Origin of the sequence: Acinetobacter sp. ANC 4169, from assembly GCF_002135355.1 — a bacterium.
Taxonomy (GTDB): domain Bacteria; phylum Pseudomonadota; class Gammaproteobacteria; order Pseudomonadales; family Moraxellaceae; genus Acinetobacter.
Map to the genome: position 1 here is coordinate 54,620 of NZ_NEGE01000009.1, position 19,590 is coordinate 74,209.

Genomic DNA, 19,590 nt, shown 5'->3' on the forward strand with positions numbered 1-19,590 from the left:
AGAAAAAGAGATCTTTTGCATGTCTACTTCATTAAATGGTCTTCAATTCCCGATCAATCCCAACAGCAAAAAAGCCAGTACCTCCCAAACAGGCAAAGAAATTATTGCTGAAGCCCTGTCTATTGTTGACAACAAGGCATCCATGAATGCACTTGCTGAAAAAAATTGGCGCAAACACTACCCGATCTACTTCAAAGCCCTGGTAGAACAAGGTATTCGCACCATCAACAACTCTATTACCATTGCCAAACAAGGCTTGCATAAAGCGCATCATAGCTTTGACTTTTACCGTGATGGTCAACGCTATTTACTCAAGGACATCATGAAAGATGTCGATACCTCAGCGCTATATACCATTCAGCTCAAAGGTGAAAGTGATGCTGCACCTGAATGGTATGTGCCCTATAAAGGACAAAAGTTACAAGGCCAGGCTTTACTGGATCAAATTCAGGCTTGGCAAGATGCAGGCATTATCGAATGCAGTCATGCAGATGCCTTGCGTACCGCACAGGCACATCCGGAATGGTTTGACCTTTCAGACCGTACCATGGTGTTATTTGGTGCAGGCTCTGAAGCTGGCCCGCTGACCTGGCTGGCGCGATGGAAAGCCAATATTGTGGCTGTAGATTTACCCAACACCCGGGTATGGGACAGAATCTTAAACACCATTCAACAAGGTAACGCCACTCTCTATGCACCGTGTACAGAAAGATTGGCTGAAGATATTTCAACGGCTGCGCTGAAAGAAAAGTTGGGCGCAGATTTACTGACCCAAACCCCTGAAATTGCACATTGGTTAAGCCAAAGTGAACGTCAGCTAGACCTTGCTGCCATTGCCTATCTGGATGGTGAAAAGCATGTCCGTGTGGCCATGGCTATGGATAGCATTATGGAATATGTCAGTGAGCAAAAATCTGATACCAGTTTAATGTTCATGTGTACGCCAACCGATGTTTATGCCATTCCGAAGGAAGTGGTAGAAGCATCTTATGATAAGTTCCAGTGTCGTTCCAAAGCCCGGCAGATTCTGAGTAAAGGCATTTCAACCATTACCGCACAGCATTTTTTCAAGCAGAATTCACATAACCTGATTGCTTCCGACAATGGTCAGGAATATGGCATTGCTGACTGTCTGGTGGTCGAGCAAGGTCCAAACTATGCTCTGGCAAAACGTATCCAGCAATGGCGCGCAACACTGGCACGTCATTATGGACAACGCGTCAGTATTAACATTGCGCCGTCTACCACGACCCATTCAGTGACTAAAAATCCGTTATTGAAAGCAGCATTTGAGGGTGCCAGTCTGTTTGATGTTGAATCCTTTAGCCCTGAAACCACCAATGCGCTGATGGCAGCCTTATGGATTTACGACCTGCGTCATCCGGAATCGGTAGCCAACCCTGAAACACCGTTGAGTCATCCATTAGAACTGATGATGAAAGGTGCTAACCATGGCGGATTGTGGCGTGTGGCTTATTTAGCACGTACTGCCCTGCCTTTTGCCGCACTCTATGGTTTTGCCAACGACAAATTGCCGATTAAGCAAGTGTTAGGTAAATTTAAGAAATAATCACGCTACTTGTCCCGCTTCTTCTAGGAGATGAGGATCCTCAGAATATATGCTGAGTACGCAAGGGAAAGGCGTGATCATATTTAATATTTAACTTTTTGCTACGCTCTTACCCCTCTCCTAAATCCTCTCTTGCACTTCACTTAAAACAGTGCTTTAAGCTGGTTCAGGGAGAGGACTTTATGAATGAGCATAAAAAACGCTGCAATTGCAGCGTTTTTTATTTCAAGCAGATGTCTTAAACGAACTGTAAGAATAACCAGTACAAACCACCAGATAAACAGATGGTCGCGGGTAAAGTGAAGATCCATGCCGATAAAATGGTACGCACCATTTGTAAATTTAAACCGGATTTATTGGCGACCATGGTACCTGCGACTGCACTGTTCAAAACGTGTGTTGTCGATACAGGCATACCTAAACCATCAGCAGCAGCAATCGTTGTCATAGCAACAAGTTCAGCGGACATGCCTTGACCATAAGTCATATGGTTTTTACCAATACGCTCACCTACAGTGACCACAATACGTTTCCAGCCCACCATAGTACCCAGACCTAATGCCAGGGCAACGGCAACTTTCACCCAGGTTGGAATGTATTGCAGGAATGAATCCAGGTTTTTACGATATTCTTTAACTAACTTACTTTGATCTTTTGACATTGCAGGAAGCTGCTCAGCTTTATCTAAACGCTTAAACGCAGTCGTGCTGAGATACATATCATTACGGATCGCAGAAACTTCAGCCTCTGGAATATTGTGAATATCACCATATTTGGCAACCCGCTCACCCAAATGATCTGTCAAGCCCGCTAAAGCAGGAACCACTTCAGGGTTCATTTCTTTGGTTTGAATATATTTGGTAATGACAGCACGTGCCTGATCATCCGTAATATTTTCATGCTGCGGATAAATGGCAGTAGCCGTTTGCTGAGACAATTGCTCAAAAGACTGAATATGTGCATTGTCTAAATTCTTATTTAAAGAATAAGCCAATGGTACACAACCAATCAAAATCAGCATAATCAAGCCCATGCCCTTCTGACCGTCATTTGAACCATGCGCGAAACTCACGCCAGTACAAGTGAAAATCAAAATTGCACGAATTAAAGGCGGCGGTGGCTTGTTACCTTCAGGCGGATGAAAGAGCTCCAACTGTTTACGGAAGATTTTTTTCACCAGTAAAAACAGTAACGCAGCAAAAGCAAAACCAATCAGCGGAGAAAACAGCAGTGCTTTACCCACTTTCATCACCTGCTCCATATCTACGCCGCTTGCGCCAGCGCCTGAATGAAGCAGATAGTTCATAATACCCACCCCTAAAATCGAACCGATTAGGGTATGTGAGCTCGATGCCGGAATACCCATAAACCAGGTACCCAAATTCCAGAGAATCGCAGCAATCAGCATGGCAAAAACCATGGCAAAGCCTGCGCCAGAACCGACATTCATAATCAGTTCTACAGGTAATAAAGCAATGATGCCGTAGGCCACTGCCCCACTTGCCACCATCACCCCAAGGAAATTACAAAAGCCTGCCCACATTACAGCAACAGGGGCAGATAAAGCATTGGTATAAATGACCGTCGCTACCGCATTGGCGGTGTCATGAAAACCATTAACAAATTCAAAGCCTAAAGCAATTAACAACGCAGTCGCTAAAAGAATAACGGAATATAAACTTAATGTCGGAACATGCGCCAAATCGGTGGAAAGCTGAAAACCGATATACACTAAAGTAGAAATAATAACCGTGAAAAACACCGGCATAAAAAATTTCGGCGTAGCAACATGCACATTCGTCGATTTCGTTGGTGCTGACTGCACCTGATCTTGGACGGGAGGAATATTAGAATTCATGCAGACGGTTCAAAGGGGATAATAAAATCCCCATATTGTTCAATTTAATTGTGACAATTATATGACAAAGTGGTGTCATATAAAGCAGTTTTTCGTACTTTATTTGGCACCTTCCTCGCTAAAATCCCGAGATAAACAGTCGACTTACACAATAAAAATCATATACTTATAATCAAATCTCATCAATTTTCCCTTATACTTCAGCCATTTCCAATAATGTTACAAGGCATAAAATATCAGACAGCCAGACGCTGTCATACGGACACATAACACAGCATGGCGCATATTCATTACAGCTTGATGAAGGATTTATTACAGAACTTTCAATAGGCTGCCTTGAATTCAAGCCGACTATTTATTCAGCAAGCCAATCATTGCGCTCAGTAAATAAACTGAATATCAGTAAAAATGAACTGATTTCTGCTAACATATATGCCGATTTTATATTCCATCGGATTGGGGTTATTTATGTCCACGCTTGCCACCCTAAAAGAGCTGCTCGCTCAACGGATTCTGATTATCGACGGTGCTATGGGCACCATGATTCAGCGTCACAAACTCGAAGAAGCTGACTACCGTGGTGAGCGTTTTGCTGACTGGGCATCTGACCTCAAAGGCAATAACGACCTTTTAGTGTTGACGCAACCGCAAATCATCCAGGGTATTCACGAAGCCTATCTCGAGGCTGGTGCCGACATTATTGAAACCAACAGCTTTAACGGCACACGTGTTTCAATGTCGGATTATCATATGGAAGATCTGGTTCCCGAGATTAACCGTGAAGCGGCACGTATTGCCAAAGAAGCTTGTGCAAAATACTCGACCCCAGAAAAACCACGTTTTGTTGCCGGTGTGCTTGGGCCAACATCTCGTACCTGTTCAATCTCACCCAATGTGAATGATCCGGCTTTTCGTAACATTACTTTTGATGAACTGAAAGAAAACTATATTCAAGCTGCACATGCCTTGATTGAAGGTGGTGCAGACATTCTATTGATCGAAACTGTATTCGATACCTTAAACTGTAAAGCTGCAATCTTCGCAGTCAAAGAAGTGTTCAACCAGATTGGCTATGAATTGCCGTTGATGATCTCAGGCACCATTACCGATGCTTCAGGCCGTACCTTGACCGGTCAAACAGCAGAAGCGTTCTGGAACTCTGTCCGTCATGGTGACTTGCTGTCGATCGGCTTTAACTGTGCGCTTGGTGCAGATGCCATGCGTCCGCACGTGAAAACCATTTCCGATGTCGCCGATACTTTTGTTTCAGCGCATCCAAACGCGGGCTTGCCAAATGCCTTCGGTGGTTATGATGAAACTCCGGAAGAAACTGCAGCATTCATCAAAGAGTTTGCTGAAAGTGGCCTGATTAACATCACTGGTGGCTGCTGTGGTACAACGCCTGATCATATCCGTGCCATTTACAATGCGGTAAAAGACATCAAGCCGCGTCAGGTTCCTGAAACCAAACCTGCTTGCCGTTTAAGTGGTCTAGAGCCGTTTAACATTACTGCTGAATCACTATTTGTAAACGTTGGTGAACGTACCAACGTCACCGGTTCGAAAAAATTCCTGCGTTTAATCCGTGAAGAAAACTTTGCCGAAGCTTTAGATGTCGCGCTACAACAAGTGGTTGCAGGCGCACAGGTGATTGACATCAACATGGATGAAGGCATGCTCGATTCGCAAGGTGCGATGGTGCATTTCCTGAATCTTGTGGCTTCTGAACCTGAAATTTCACGCGTGCCAATCATGATTGACTCCTCTAAATGGGAAATCATTGAAGCAGGCTTGAAATGCGTACAAGGTAAGCCGGTTGTTAACTCGATTTCCCTTAAAGAAGGTTATGACGAGTTTGTACACAAAGCACGCCTTTGCCGTCAGTACGGTGCAGCCGTGATTGTGATGGCATTTGACGAAGATGGTCAGGCCGATACCGCAGCGCGTAAGCGTGAAATCTGTAAGCGTTCATACGATGTTTTGGTGAATGAAGTCGGCTTCCCTGCTGAAGACATCATCTTTGACCCGAACGTGTTTGCAGTCGCAACTGGTATTGAAGAACACAACAACTACGCCGTGGACTTTATTGAAGCAACGGGCTGGATTAAACAAAACTTGCCACATGCCATGATTTCAGGCGGTGTATCCAACGTATCGTTCTCATTCCGCGGTAATGAACCGGTTCGTGAAGCGATTCACTCGGTGTTCTTGTACCATGCCATTAAGCAAGGCATGACCATGGGTATCGTTAACGCTGGTCAAATGGCGATTTATGACGATATTGATGCTGAGCTGAAAGCTGCGGTTGAAGATGTGATCTTGAACCAAAACCAAGGTGAAAGTCAGCATGATGCGACTGAAAAGCTGCTTGAAGTGGCTGAGAAATACCGTGGTCAAGGCGCTGCGCAAAAACAAGTGGAAAACCTGGAATGGCGTGAGCTTCCAGTTGAAAAACGTCTTGAGCATGCTTTGGTGAAAGGTATCACCACCTTTATTGATGAAGATACTGAAGAAGCACGTTTAAAAGCCAAACGTCCACTCGATGTGATTGAAGGCCCACTGATGGACGGCATGAACGTGGTCGGCGACCTGTTCGGTTCGGGCAAAATGTTCCTGCCGCAAGTGGTAAAATCTGCACGTGTGATGAAACAGGCTGTGGCTTGGTTGAACCCGTACATCGAAGCAGAAAAAACAGGCGCGCAGTCTAAAGGTAAAGTGTTGATGGCGACCGTAAAAGGCGACGTGCACGATATCGGCAAGAACATCGTTGGAGTAGTTTTAGGCTGTAACGGTTATGACATCGTTGACCTGGGCGTGATGGTGCCTGCGGAAAAAATCCTGCAAACTGCGATTGATGAGAAAGTTGACATCATCGGTCTTTCTGGCTTGATTACTCCGTCACTAGATGAAATGGTCTTTGTTGCTAAAGAAATGCAGCGTAAAGGTTTTAATGTCCCGCTGATGATTGGTGGTGCAACCACATCTAAAGCGCATACAGCAGTGAAAATTGATCCGCAATATTCAAATGATGCAGTGATTTATGTAGCCGATGCTTCACGTGCGGTCGGTGTGGCAACTACCCTTCTTTCGAAAGAAATGAAGCCGAAGTTTGTTGAAGAAACCCGTGCTGAATATGAGAAAGTGCGTGAGCGTATTGCCAACAAACAGCCGAAAGCAGCCAAACTGTCTTATGCAGAATCGGTTGAAAATGGCTTGAAGATTGACTTTTCAGCGAATAAGCCTGTGAAACCAAACTTTATTGGTACGCAAACGCTGACCAATTATCCATTGGAAACATTGGTTGAATACTTCGACTGGACGCCGTTCTTTATTTCTTGGAGCTTGGCGGGTAAATTCCCTGCAATTCTAACTGATGAAGTGGTGGGTGAAGCAGCCACTGACTTGTATGAACAAGCACAGAAAATGCTGAAAGATATTATCGATAACAAACGTTTTGATGCACGTGCTGTATTTGGTATTTACCCTGCCAACCGTTCAGCAGCGGATTCGGTTGAAGTGTATAGCGAAGATGGCAAATCGGTTACGCATACCTTCCATCATATTCGTCAACAGTCTGACAAAGTGACAGGTAAACCAAACTTGTCATTAGCAGACTTTGTTGCGCCTAAAGGTGTTGCGGAAGATTACTTGGGTGGTTTCACTGTATCGATCTTCGGTGCGGAAGAAATGGCCAATGAGTACAAAGCCAAAGGCGATGACTACTCTGCAATTTTGGCTCAATCTTTAGGTGACCGTTTTGCCGAAGCGTTTGCGGAGCATTTGCATGAGCGCATTCGCAAAGAGTTCTGGGGCAACCAAGCGTCTGAAACGTTAAGCAATGAAGAGTTGATTAAAGAGAAGTATGTCGGCATCCGTCCTGCCCCAGGCTACCCTGCTTGTCCTGAACACTCTGAAAAAGTGCCGTTATTTGACTGGTTAGGTTCTACTGACAAAATTGGTACGCAATTGACGACTAGCTTTGCAATGTGGCCACCTTCATCTGTTAGCGGTTTCTATTATGCAAACCCTGAAAGTCAGTACTTTAATGTGGGTAAAATCGCAGGCGATCAGCTTGAGGATTATGCGAAGCGTAAGGGCTGGACTTTAGATGAAGCTAAGCGTTGGTTAGCGCCGAATTTGGATGATTCGGTGGTTTAAGAATCCTCTAATTTAGAGAAGAAAAAAATCCCCTCGAATGAGGGGGTTTTTTATTTATAATTAGAAGTCTTAAAAATACATAAACGACATTTATAAAATGAAAAAAATATTCTTACTTTTAGTTTTACCTTTTATTTCATCTTTTGCTTTTGCAGAATGTAAGGCAAGCAACGTATACGATGAAATTGCTTGTTATGAAAAAGAACTAAAATCTAATAAAACCAAACTCAACCAAACTTATCAAAAGCTCTATAACACTATGGATGATGAAGGTAAGAAAATTTTAGAAACCTCTCAAAAGAATTGGTTGTTATATAAAAATAGTCATTGTGATGAACTCGTGTCTTATATTTCGAGCTCTTCACTCGGTGCAGGTTCCAAGTTAATCAATCTATCATGCAATGCCGATCTTATTGATCAGCGAATTAAAGAGCTGAAGGATTTACTTTAATTTTTAGGTAATCCCCCCTAAATCCCCCTTTTACAAAAGGGGACTTTCGCGTATCACATGAGTTCCGTGACTGTAGTGGTCAACAAATATTGGACACAGTTTTAAGTTTTTGTTCAGCCTCGCAAGGACTGATGCCATCATTAAATTGATGAGGTCGTATCTGATTGTAATATTCCATCAGATACAGACCGATATCTAGCTTTGCTTCTTCAATTGAGCAGTAACCGAGTTTAGGAATCCACTCAGTCTTGAGACTCCTAAACAGTCGTTCTGTTGGAGCGTTGTCCCATGAGCAGTATACTGCGCAAGGCCTTTTCGGCTCATACTTTGTTGTATGTCATAATGTTCCAACCTTTGCCTAAATAGATGGCTCTTATATTGGCTACCTTGATCGGAATGGAAGATGACCCCCAACAGGTTTCCCCCGACGGTGCCATGCTTCATCTAATGCCTTAATTACTAAATGCTGATTTGCCTGTGCTGACATAGACCACCCAATGACTCGGCGTGCATATAAATCAAGAACGACTGCTAGGTAAACCCACATTTTACCTGTCCAAATATACGTAATATCACTGCTCCAAACATGGCTAGGTTGCACAGGTTTAAATTGCCTGTTTAACGTATTTGGGACAAGAGGATTGTCATCCACATTGCTTTGATACTTGTGTTTCTTACGCTGTTTCGAGACAAGACCTGATTCACGCATTAATTTTACGCACCAAATAGCGTCCAATCTTAATGCCTTGATTCAGGAGCATATGTCGAATTCCTCTGCTTCCAAGGGAACAGCGACTTTGCTTAAAGAGACTACTTATCATCACTTTAAGTTTAGTACGATCAGGATTGGAACTTTTGCATGTCGTACGGTAATGATAATAACTTGAACGAAGTACACCAAAGGCATGACACGGTAATTTAACAGGGCTTCGCTTTCTTAATTGATCGATCAACGCATATGTTTGAATTCGTCTGACATTAAGAGAGCTGTAGCCTTTTTTAGGATCATTTTCTCCTGTTCGAGTTGATGAATACGAGCTTTAAGTTGCTGTATTTCTCTTTGTTCAGTCGTTAAAGCAGGCGCTGTTGGGGCTTGACCTGTTCGTTCAAATTGAAGTTGATCAACCCAGCGTCTCAATGCTGTTTGACCAATATCTAAAGCACGACAGGCTTGTAAAATTGAATAGCCTTGATCAAGTACAAGGCTTGCTGCTTCAAGTTTGAATTCTGGAGTGAATGTTCGTCTTGATTTCATGGAGCACCTCTTTGGTGAATACATTATCACCTAATTTGGTGTCCAACTTTATTAAACCACTACAATCCCCTCTCCTCTTAGGAGAGGGCTAGGGAGAGGTTTATAATTTGAAGAGGTGCTTTTTAAATGCCCGTTTTTACACTTTTATGTCAGCAAACATTATGTTTTTCGATAATAATAAGCCCTTTAAATTCTCCCTAATAAATAGATTGGTCATCCCATGAAAAAACTCATGAACAACGCAGAAAGCCTCGTTGTCCAAATGTGCAAAGGACTTGTACTGGCTCACCCTGAGCTTCAATTTAATGAAGCCTATAAAATCATTTCACGTAAAGAAAAACACAATAACGTGGCACTGATCAGTGGCGGCGGTAGCGGTCATGAACCAGCACATGCAGGCTTTGTTGGCACAGGTATGCTCGATGCTGCCGTGTGTGGTGATGTATTTGCCTCTCCTTCGCAAATTCAAGTTTATAAAGCCTTACAGCAAGTCGCATCTGACAAAGGCGCATTGATGATCATCAAAAACTATTCTGGCGATATGATGAATTTCCAGAATGGCGCAGCGTTGGCGACGGAAGATGGCATCAAGGTTGACTACGTAAAAGTGGCGGATGATATTGCAGTAAAAGACAGCCTATATACCGTGGGTCGTCGTGGTGTTGCAGGCACAGTGTTTGTGCATAAAATTGCGGGTGCTGCAGCTGCTAAAGGCTATGAACTTGCGCGCGTAAAAGAACTGGCACAAAAAGCTGCCGACAGCGTGACCAGTCTTGGCTTTGCATACACCTCTTGCACCGTTCCAGCCAAAGGCACCCCTACTTTCACTTTGGATGATGACGAAATGGAATATGGCGTGGGCATTCACGGTGAACCGGGTATCCGCCGTGAAAAAATCCTGCCATCTAAAAAACTTGCACAGCGTATTGTCGATGACCTGTTCCTGGATCGTCCTGATCTGACAGAAGTCGCAGTTTTGGTGAATGGTTTTGGTACAACACCGCTGCAAGAATTGTATGTGTTCAACCATGACGTGTGCGAACATCTGACAAGCAAAGGCATCAAAATTTATCGCACTTTTGTCGGCAACTATATGACCAGTATCGATATGAGCGGTGCGTCCGTTTCACTCCTTGCTGTGGACGATGAACTGAAAGCTTATCTGGATGCAGAAGCCAATACCCCTGCCTTTAAAATGGATGGTTCAGCGGCTCTACCTTTTGAATTTGCTGCCAACAATTCAACAGCAGAACGTAATTTAAATACCGATGTTGAAACCCATGCAGAACATGCCAAAATTTCCAATGAGCAATTCAGTATTGAAAATATGCGCTATGTGGTTGATGTCATGAGCGCCTGCATCATTAAAAATGAAGTACCGTTCTGTGAGCTGGATGCCCATGCCGGTGACGGTGACTTCGGTATGAGCGTGGCCAAAGGCTTTAAACAGCTGAAACGTCAGTGGCATGAACTGGTTCAGGCTGAACAGATGGATGACTTCCTGCTGAACTGTTCAATGATCATCATGGAATATTGTGGCGGTGCATCAGGTCCAATCTGGGGTTCAGCCTTCCGTGCAGCAAGTAAGTCGGTTCAAGGAAAAGAGACTCTTTCTGTTGCCGACTTTGCTGCCATGCTGCAAGACGCAGTAAAAGGCATTCAAACCACTGGTGAGCGTTCATTCGGTCGTGGTGCTGTGGTCGGTGACAAGACCCTGATTGATGCCTTGGTGCCATGTGCAGATTCATGGTCTGCCAATACCAACAAAACCTTTAAAGAAAACTTTATTCTCGGTGCACAAGCTGCCGTTCAGGGAGCAGAGTCGACTAAAGATATCGTTGCACGTATGGGCCGTGCCGGAACAGTCGGCGACCGCAGCTTAGGCTATCCAGATGCAGGTGCACATGGTTTAGGTGTGATTTTTAGCGATATTGCTGAGCATATTAAATAAGATTTAAGCTAGCCAAATCAAAAGCCTCGAAACTATTCGGGGCTTTTTTTAATTTCCCCTTTACCTCTCTTTCTTGTACTTCATTTGAAAGCATCAGATTAAAAAGCATTCAGAAGATGCTGTTGTTAATTCACTTAATCGCATGATAAACATAGGGTGAGGATGGCTAATCTTGGTTTTTCTGAGCCTTAGGAAACAAGGGTTCCTTATACAAATAAGAAAGCAGACCTTTAATTTTAAAGTCTATAACTTGAATAATCAGTTTCTTATTTTTAGAAAGTAAGTAGCCTCAAAATATATTCTGAGTTCGCAAGCAATAAGTAATTTTTAATAGCTAACTTTTAATTTTTAAAGCTTATTTCCACCACATTCAAATGATGCATCATTTCCCTGATAAAAACGAAATACACAAACACATAAAAATGCTCGCTATCCACCTGCCGTACATAATATTTAATGTGTTCAACAAACTCATTAAAAGCGTGTTCCAGCTTGATCCGATCTATGACTGCTTCACCATTAAAAAATAATTGGGAAATCTGCTGCATGTAGGCATCTGAAGTTTTAGCTATACGCTGAATTTTATGATCGAGTTTGAATTGTTCCAGTATTTCTTCAATCACCTCAATCATATTTTCTAAACTCAAAGCATCGAGTCTTCTATATCGGACACTTTGTAATTCAATAAAATCCAGCCCTTTGGCAATTTCAAATGACTGTTCATTCTTCATTTCAACCCGAATGGCATCGAGCGTTAAAGAAAATTGCATAAGTTCCATAACCATATATCCGCAAGCACAACTTAAACAGCTGGGTCTAAGTTTAACTCCAGATAATGCCTGACCTGATTACGTCCTTGCTGTTTGGCCAAATATAAAGCTCGGTCCGCCATACGAATGGTCTGTTCTTTCTTGGAATTAGGTTGGGAAAGTGCGACGCCAAAACTGGCACTGGTTTTTAAAATGTTCCCTGTTTCCAGTTCAAATTCTTCTTGTTCAATAATTTTGCGACAGCGTTCTGCAATCTCAATCGCCTGTTGCAAATTTTGATCCTTTAAAATCAAAATAAACTCTTCGCCACCAAAACGCCCGACTACGTCCTGTATTCGTGTGGTGGTACATAAAATAGTGGCCACACGCTGCAAAACATCATCTCCCACTTCATGTCCATAATCATCATTAATTTTTTTGAAATGATCTAAATCCAGCAATACCACGGCATAAGTTGCCTTTTTCTTACTTTCCAGAATACTGAGTTCTTCACCAATATAACGACGATTAAATACATTGGTCAGCGCATCGGTCTGACTCATTTTTTTAATCTTCATTTCACGCCGACGCCACTGCGACAGTAAAATTTCAAAAAACAAAAACGAAATCAGCAAGATTGGCAAATAGACCTCTGCCATACTCTTAATCCAGAAAGGATTATGATAAAACTCGCTATGCGTCAGGGCATCACTGAAAACAGGTGCATATCGAATGACATCATTGAAAGTTAAGTAACTAATAATGATGGTAAAAATAGAAGCAAAAATCGCGATGCTATAAATAATTTTTCGTGGATAATAGACCAGGCCAATCAGCACAATATTGATAAAACCAGAAATGGTTGCAGGACTAAACATACCCACGGTATAACCGGCATAAATCATCACGCCACCAAAAAACATCGGTGAAAAATAGGTAATAAATTGACGGAATTTTTCATTGCCTTTATATCGGTGGCTTAGCGCAATTAAGCCGATAAAAATGCCTAAAGTGATGAAGATAGTAGTAATACGGGTTACAAAAAAGTCATGATTAATCCAGACCCGATTTTCTTCTGAATAACAACTAAACAGATACCATTTAAGTGCACTGAGTTGGCAGAAGGCGCCAAAAAAGCACAGCAATACACCCTTGTCAAAATTGGACCAGGTAATAATTAAGTTATCTGATTCAAGTAAATGAAACTTGAACCTGCCCCAATAATGAAAAATCAGCAGCGGTATTTTTCTAAAAAAGTTCATTTCTTTATGAATATCTTTATCATTTATAAAATTTTTTTATTGCCTAAATATTATACCAACAGTACAAAAATTAAACAATGCGTGCTTATATCCTCTCGATAAACAGCACCCCATCCAAATGATCCACTTCATGTTGCACAATTCGGGCAGGAAAACCGCTAAAGCTGGTTTCTACTACTTCTCCATCCAAGGTTAAATAACGCAGCTTAATCATTTGGGCACGTGCAACTTGTCCACGCTCATCCGGTACGCTTAAACAGCCCTCTTCCCCCAAAACAGTCAGTTCAGACTTTTCCAGAATTTCAGGATTTACCATCACCAGCGCATCCATTTCAGGGGCATCGGGATAACGCGGGTTCGGACGTGAGGCGACGATAATGACCCGTTTAGACACATAAACCTGAGGTGCAGCAATTCCCACACCGTTTCGTTCCAGCATGGTGGTATACATGGCTGCTGCAAGTTCCTTTAGCCACGGACTATTTAACTCAGTTGTTGCTACTTCTGCTGCTATTACAGTCAAAATGCTTTCACCACGCTGTGCCACAGGTAAAATAGTGCTCATCAATTCATCCCTTAGCTAGCGATAACGCTAGGTTCAATACTTTTTTTAATTGCAAATTCTGTATAAATATTAACCTTAAAAAATGCTGTGTGATATTCAGTTTTCACATTTCTATTGCATATTTATGAATGATTCAGGTCGTTTGAAAAGCTCAATCTTTTAAGCCGCTTTTAATTTTGCTTGCTTATGATTTGTCAAATTTCTTTATAAATAAAAAAATATGACAACTGCCCAACTGCTGCTTGGTGTTCTTTTTAGTTCTATAGGCTTAGGCTATTTTTTGTATGGCAAAAAGCAAAAAGTCATTGTGCCCTGGATCTGTGGCTTAGTACTGATGATTTTCCCTTATTTTATAGAAAATACCGGCATATTGACCACAATCGGTATTATTCTTTCTATTGCACCTTACTTTATCCGGCTTTAATTAAGTGACAAATCATATTGATTTATTCATAAAATTAAGTTGATACACTCAAAAGAAAGATTGATTTTTCATCTAAAAAACAAAATATTACAATTAAAAGATACCTGATCCATTTTGCTGACTTACGGAAACCTGAAGCATGGACGCAATACCACGTTTAACGAGTGAAGATAAACGCACGCTGGGACTTTCATCTTTAGGCGGAGCACTGGAATTTTACGACTTCGTGATTTATGTCTTTTACGCCAAAATCATTTCAGAACTGTTTTTTCCTAGCGGCTTAAGTCCTTTCTGGGCCATGTTAAATACTTACGGCATTTTTGCCGCGGGTTATTTCTTCCGTCCCCTCGGCGGTGTGGTAATGGCACATTTTGGTGACCTGGTCGGACGTAAGCGCTTATTCAGCCTGTCTATTTTACTGATGGCCTTGCCTACCTTAATGATCGGGGTGATGCCGACCTTTGAAAGCATTGGCTATGCTGCACCGTTATTGTTATTGCTGATGCGTGTGGTTCAAGGCATTGCGATTGGCGGTGAAATTCCTGCAGCCTGGACTTTTGTTTCCGAACATGTACCTTCAACCAAAATTGGCCTGGCCAATGGTTTACTCACTGCCGGGCTTTCGTTGGGCATCTTGCTCGGTGCCTTAATGTCACTGTTTATTTCGCTAAAATATAGCGAGACAGAAATTCATGATTGGGCATGGCGTGTGCCTTTTATTGTAGGCGGTATCTTCGGTTTAATTGCGCTATATCTACGCAGTTATTTAAAAGAAACCCCTGTATTCAAAGCCATGCAGCAACGTAAACAACTGGCTACCAAAATGCCGGTGAAACAGGTATTGGCAGAACATAAAACCGCAGTCGTGATTGGCATGCTGTTTACCTGGTTCCTTACAGCTTGTGTAGTGGTACTCATTTTGGCTATGCCGAATCTGCTTACAGGAGCCTTTGGTTTCGAGCGTGCCGATGCCTTTAAAATGCAGAGTGCAGCCATCATCATGCAAATGCTCGGTTGTATTGTTGCAGGCTTACTGGCAGACCGCTTGGGTGCAGGCAAAGTGATTATATGGGGTTCACTGGCTGTTGCTGTGATTGCCGCTATTTTCTATAACAGCTTGGGACTGGTTTCCGCTACGACCGTATTTATGCTGTATATGCTGCTTGGACTGTTTTCAGGTACAGTCGGTATGGTGTCTTACAGCATGGTGAAAATGTTCCCGGCCCAGATTCGCTTCTCGGGTATTTCATTTTCCTATAACGTGGCCTATGCCATTGCAGGTGGCATTACGCTACCGTTGGTGCAATGGTTAAGCCTATATAGCAAGATTGGCGCTATGTACTATATAGGCGTAGTCTGTGTTGTCGCATTCTTTACTGCCCTGCTTTATAGAGCCAAGTTTGAAAAACATGGCGGTATATCTGCCATGACTCCAGCACAAAATGCACTGAAAGATTAGCTCTAAAAAAGCCCTTCAGTTGAAGTAATGCCAGTCAGTTAAGAAATTGACTGGTATTTTCTTTTTTAAATTCATGACTGTAGTTGATATGTGGAAAAGTCATCTGCAACTGTTTGAGGCATGAGGTGCATTGCACTGCAAGATTAAAAAATGATTGTTTCTGCGATAAATTTGCTAGTTGATAGTGGCTGACGAGTTTTGCGGTGAGGAGTATTACTCCGCAAGATGCCTTCCTTGCGAAGCTGCGCTTCTCATTTGGGCGAAACCAAAGTAACAAATGAGCTGCAAGACTTTGATTTAAAAAGGTAAGACTCCGTCGTGAACTGCTAAAAAGCTAAAGAGTTTATTTCGAAACTCCTTAACTGATCAGCATTACTTCAGTTGAAGGGCTTTTTTTATCGATTAAGCAATTAAATTTTTCTTTAATTCATCTTCAACAATCTGGATTTCCAGCTGGCTAAATTTACGAATTTCAGTTTCGGCATGTTTTTCCAGCATACCCGACAACAAAGGCACTTTAACTTTGACATGCCAATTCAGGCTAATGTGAATTTGCTGCTCATCTCCTGTTACTAGACGCTCGCAGTTCGCCTCTAAAGGCATATTTGCACCCAAGGTGATGCTTGAAGTTAAAGCGGCTAAATCTGTAACATCGGTACGCTTGACTCGAAATGCATCTTTAAGGAATTTTTTTGCCATATCCGGTATGTTGACATCCAAATTATAGGCACGGCGTAAAGTGTAAATATCACCGCTCATTTTAGACTCAATAATTTCTAATTTTTCACCTGGAATACGCCTACATACCGCTTCGTGTAAAGCTGTATTTGCTACAAGTTGTTTGAACTGATCAATTGAAACACCCTGAATTGTAGAATTCACAGTAAAACGATGTGCCATATTTTCTAATCCTTTGTTTTTCTAGTGGTGGTTTTAAATATTTCCAAACCATTCGATCATCACTGATCTAGCCTATTTTTATAGCTCTTTATTTAATTGAATTTTAAAGCTGTTGGCATTGAGACTCTATACTAAACTATTCAGCACATATACTGCAATAAATTGCAACTTTCTCAGCACAGCTAATCCTGAGAAAATGACCACGATATTCAATGATCGCATCAAATTGTTCCGCACCATCATCCAGACCTGTGGCAGCCCAGGTCGTGCCCTGAGGAAAATCCTGCAACCAGGCTGCTTTATAAAAGTCAGAGACTGAATCGAAAGTGATATATTTTTCCGGTTCGGCTTGAATCTGGCATGCCAGTTCATCAAACTTTTGCAACTGATGTTGAACAAAGTCGATCAGCATCCCTCTCTCCTCAAGCTTAAACACCTTTGAACTGAGTCAAAGCCTGTTTCTTTTTCACCTGTTCCCACTGCCACCAGCCAAAAGCAGCCAGCCCCACGAAAGCAGCATATAAACCGGCAGTCAAGAATAGGTCCTTATATATAAACATGCCGACATAAATGATATCGACAAACACCCACAGTACCCAAGTGGCAATATGTTTACGACTGGTCCAATAAGTGGCCAACAGACTAAACGCAGCCAGTTGTGAATCCAACATCGGTACTGCAGCATCGGTAAAATGTTTCAGGGTTAAACCAAAAATCAACCCACCCACAGCGGCTAACAGCATCTGGAAAAAGACCGTTTTTTTGGCTATCGGCTCAATGCGAATTTCATGATCTTGCTGTTTGCCCTTCAGCCAATGATAGAAGCCGTAAAAGTTAACAACCATGAAAAAGAACTGCAATATGGTTTCACCATAGAGCTTAAATTGATAAAAAAGATAGGCATACAAGACAAAGGCTGCAAAGTTAAACCACCAGCACCACATGTTGCGTTTAATGGTGAGTGCCACCCCAATAAGACTAATAATAACTGCAACAATTTCTAAAGCTGACATGGCAATAATCAAACCGCTAAATAGTGTTGCTATTATGAAAAAAATGGCCCTGAACGCAAGAAAAATTATAACCATTGCTGTACAGCATCTGACCATCTGCCCCTTCTAGCACATAGGTTTTTTTACCGCAGTAGCGAACATAAAATTTGACTGGGCAGGTTTGACAGTTTTCTAACAATCGTTTAAAAACTTAAAAAACAGTCTCTCTGGAAAATAACAATGTCTCAACAACAAGGAAAAGTCAGCCGGGAAATTCGCGGGTCTCTACTTTTGATTGGCCTGGATCGTACTGCAAAAAGAAATGCCTTTGATAGCCATATGATTCATGACTTGTCGCTGGCCTTAACCGAATATGAAGACCATCCGGAATTACGCTGTGCGGTCATTTTTGCCCATGGTGATCATTTCACTGCCGGACTGGATCTGGTGGAGTTGCAAGCCAAACTGCAAACAGGCGTATTTGATTTTGAACACGGTCAAATCAACCCTTGGGGCACCAGCTCAAGACCACGCAAAAAACCGGTGATTGTTGCGGTACAAGGCATTTGTTATACCGCAGGCATCGAACTGATGCTGAATGCAGATATCGTCATTGCGCAAGACAATTGCCAGTTCGCGCAAATGGAAGTGCAGCGTGGCATTTTACCCTTTGGCGGTGCAACCGTCCGTTTTGTACAGGCTGCGGGCTGGACTAAAGCCATGCGCTATTTGCTGACTGGCGATCACTTTGATGCTGCAACAGCCCTGGATTTAAACCTGATTACTGAAATTACCCCTGAATCCCCACTGCAACGTGCCATTGATCTGGCCGAACATATTGCACAAGCCGCACCACTGGCTGTTCAGGCAACACTGGCTTCTGCCAAGGAGGCCGCTGAACAGGGAGCCGAAACTGCCTTTGCCAATTTGCAGCAGCATCTTACCCCCTTGCTCAAAACGCAGGATGTGCAAGAAGGTGTCATGGCAATGCTGCAACGTCGCGCCCCTGAATTTAAAGGTCGATAAGTAAATAGCCAACGGTCTAAATTCAATAACAATACGAGTTTGCTATGCCGAATTTCAATCCAAAAACACAGGGTCCGCAATTCAGCCGCTGTGCTCAATCATTCCTGGCTACCGATGGCTATCCACTGTGGGGAACGCTTTACACCCCAGCTCAGGCAATCAAAGCCAATATTGTGCTGTCCAGTGCAACCGGTGTACCACAGGAGTTCTATCGCCGCTTTGCCGAATATATGACCCAGTTTGGTTATCAGGTACTGACTTTTGATTATCGTGGTGTGGGGCAATCAGCCCCTGCCAGTCTCAAAGGCTTTAAGATGTCCTATCTGGATTGGGGAGCATTGGATCTTGCCGGAGCAATTGACTATCTGGCCCAGGATCGACTACCAATCTTTATGGTCGGTCATTCCTATGGCGGACAGGCGCTGGGACTAACCCCAAATCATGACAAAGTTACCGCCATGTATTGCTTGGGTACCGGTGCCGGCTGGCATGGCTATATGCCGTTTAAGGAAAAGGTCAAAGTTCAGGTCATCTGGAATATTGTATTCCCGCCAATGGTTGCGCTTAAAGGTTACTTGCCCTGGAGCAAGCTGAAAATGGGGGCAGATTTACCGATTGATGTCTATAAACAGTGGCGCAAATGGTGTAAAAACCCAACCTACTTCTTTGCCGACCCAGAACAGCAGGCCTTAATTCAGCAATATGCACAAGTCAAAACCCCGATTTATGCCGTTTCTGCACTGGATGATGACTGGGCCCTCCCCAATTCACGGCATGCCTTTATGCAACATTATGCTCAGGCACCCATGCAGTTTATTAATATTGCCGCTACCGATTATGGCCTGAAACAGATTGGTCATATGGGCTATTTCCGTAAAGGTTCGGAAAAAATCTGGGATGAAATATGCCACACTTTCGATCAGCAACTTCCCCAACCAATCCAACAACACACCAATAGCGATTAAGCACA

Annotated in this window: 15 protein-coding genes and 1 pseudogene; 8 read left to right on the forward strand and 8 right to left on the reverse strand. The window is 42.8% G+C overall.

Annotated features, from left to right (window positions below):
- Positions 1 to 19: 19 nt before the first annotated feature.
- Entirely contained in the window at positions 20 to 1,570 is a 1,551-nt protein-coding gene (locus B9T26_RS08355) for a hypothetical protein (protein ID WP_086199250.1), read from the forward strand.
- Positions 1,571 to 1,808: 238 nt separating this feature from the next.
- Here the strand turns inward: B9T26_RS08355 and B9T26_RS08360 are convergent, their stop codons facing one another.
- A complete protein-coding gene (locus tag B9T26_RS08360; protein ID WP_086199251.1) occupies positions 1,809 to 3,428 on the reverse strand; it encodes an inorganic phosphate transporter in 1,620 nt (539 codons plus the stop codon).
- A 468-nt stretch (positions 3,429 to 3,896) separates the two neighbouring features.
- Here B9T26_RS08360 and metH point away from each other — a divergent pair, with 468 nt between their 5' ends.
- Positions 3,897 to 7,586 (forward strand): methionine synthase, encoded by a 3,690-nt coding sequence (metH, locus tag B9T26_RS08365; RefSeq protein ID WP_086199252.1) that lies wholly within the window; start codon positions 3,897 to 3,899, stop codon positions 7,584 to 7,586.
- A gap of 97 nt (positions 7,587 to 7,683) precedes the next feature.
- Positions 7,684 to 8,037, forward strand: coding sequence for a lysozyme inhibitor LprI family protein (locus B9T26_RS08370; protein ID WP_086199253.1), 354 nt, complete (start codon positions 7,684 to 7,686; stop codon positions 8,035 to 8,037).
- Positions 8,038 to 8,116: 79 nt separating this feature from the next.
- Here the strand turns inward: B9T26_RS08370 and B9T26_RS08375 are convergent.
- Positions 8,117 to 9,292: pseudogene (locus B9T26_RS08375) on the reverse strand (IS3 family transposase).
- A gap of 220 nt (positions 9,293 to 9,512) precedes the next feature.
- Here B9T26_RS08375 and dhaK point away from each other — a divergent pair.
- On the forward strand, positions 9,513 to 11,243 hold the full coding sequence (gene dhaK, locus B9T26_RS08380) for a dihydroxyacetone kinase subunit DhaK (protein ID WP_086199254.1): 1,731 nt from the start codon (positions 9,513 to 9,515) through the stop codon (positions 11,241 to 11,243).
- 341 nt (positions 11,244 to 11,584) lie between these two features.
- On the opposite strand, the gene B9T26_RS08385 is transcribed toward dhaK, so the two are convergent.
- The 3 genes from B9T26_RS08385 to def form a co-directional block, all read right to left on the reverse strand.
- Positions 11,585 to 12,022: a hypothetical protein gene (locus B9T26_RS08385; RefSeq protein ID WP_143223009.1), complete on the reverse strand. Its 438-nt coding sequence runs from the start codon at positions 12,020 to 12,022 to the stop codon at positions 11,585 to 11,587.
- Positions 12,023 to 12,045: 23 nt separating this feature from the next.
- Positions 12,046 to 13,254: a GGDEF domain-containing protein gene (locus B9T26_RS08390; RefSeq protein WP_086199256.1), complete on the reverse strand. Its 1,209-nt coding sequence runs from the start codon at positions 13,252 to 13,254 to the stop codon at positions 12,046 to 12,048.
- A gap of 85 nt (positions 13,255 to 13,339) precedes the next feature.
- Positions 13,340 to 13,819, reverse strand: a complete 480-nt coding sequence (gene def, locus B9T26_RS08395; RefSeq protein WP_086199257.1) for a peptide deformylase — start codon at positions 13,817 to 13,819, stop codon at positions 13,340 to 13,342.
- A 220-nt stretch (positions 13,820 to 14,039) separates the two neighbouring features.
- Between def and B9T26_RS08400 the strand changes: the two genes are divergently transcribed.
- The gene (locus B9T26_RS08400) at positions 14,040 to 14,243 is read left to right on the forward strand and encodes an amino acid transport protein (protein WP_086199258.1); all 204 of its coding nucleotides are present in this window, start codon (positions 14,040 to 14,042) and stop codon (positions 14,241 to 14,243) included.
- A 139-nt stretch (positions 14,244 to 14,382) separates the two neighbouring features.
- Positions 14,383 to 15,702: an MFS transporter gene (locus tag B9T26_RS08405; RefSeq protein ID WP_086199259.1), complete on the forward strand. Its 1,320-nt coding sequence runs from the start codon at positions 14,383 to 14,385 to the stop codon at positions 15,700 to 15,702.
- Positions 15,703 to 16,104: 402 nt separating this feature from the next.
- Here the strand turns inward: B9T26_RS08405 and B9T26_RS08410 are convergent, their stop codons facing one another.
- The 3 genes from B9T26_RS08410 to pnuC all read right to left on the reverse strand — a co-directional run bounded on the left by B9T26_RS08410 (position 16,105) and on the right by pnuC (position 17,615).
- Positions 16,105 to 16,602 carry a DUF2505 family protein gene (locus tag B9T26_RS08410; RefSeq protein ID WP_086199260.1) on the reverse strand — a complete coding sequence of 166 codons (498 nt, stop codon included), beginning with the start codon at positions 16,600 to 16,602 and terminating at the stop codon, positions 16,105 to 16,107.
- Between the two features lie 136 nt (positions 16,603 to 16,738).
- Entirely contained in the window at positions 16,739 to 17,014 is a 276-nt protein-coding gene (locus B9T26_RS08415) for a hypothetical protein (RefSeq protein WP_086199261.1), read from the reverse strand.
- A gap of 16 nt (positions 17,015 to 17,030) precedes the next feature.
- On the reverse strand, positions 17,031 to 17,615 hold the full coding sequence (gene pnuC, locus B9T26_RS08420; protein ID WP_086199262.1) for a nicotinamide riboside transporter PnuC: 585 nt from the start codon (positions 17,613 to 17,615) through the stop codon (positions 17,031 to 17,033).
- A gap of 219 nt (positions 17,616 to 17,834) precedes the next feature.
- Here pnuC and B9T26_RS08425 point away from each other — a divergent pair, with 219 nt between their 5' ends.
- A complete protein-coding gene (locus B9T26_RS08425) occupies positions 17,835 to 18,620 on the forward strand; it encodes a crotonase/enoyl-CoA hydratase family protein (protein WP_086199263.1) in 786 nt (261 codons plus the stop codon).
- Between the two features lie 44 nt (positions 18,621 to 18,664).
- A complete protein-coding gene (locus B9T26_RS08430) occupies positions 18,665 to 19,585 on the forward strand; it encodes an alpha/beta fold hydrolase (RefSeq protein WP_086199264.1) in 921 nt (306 codons plus the stop codon).
- Positions 19,586 to 19,590 lie beyond the last annotated feature (5 nt).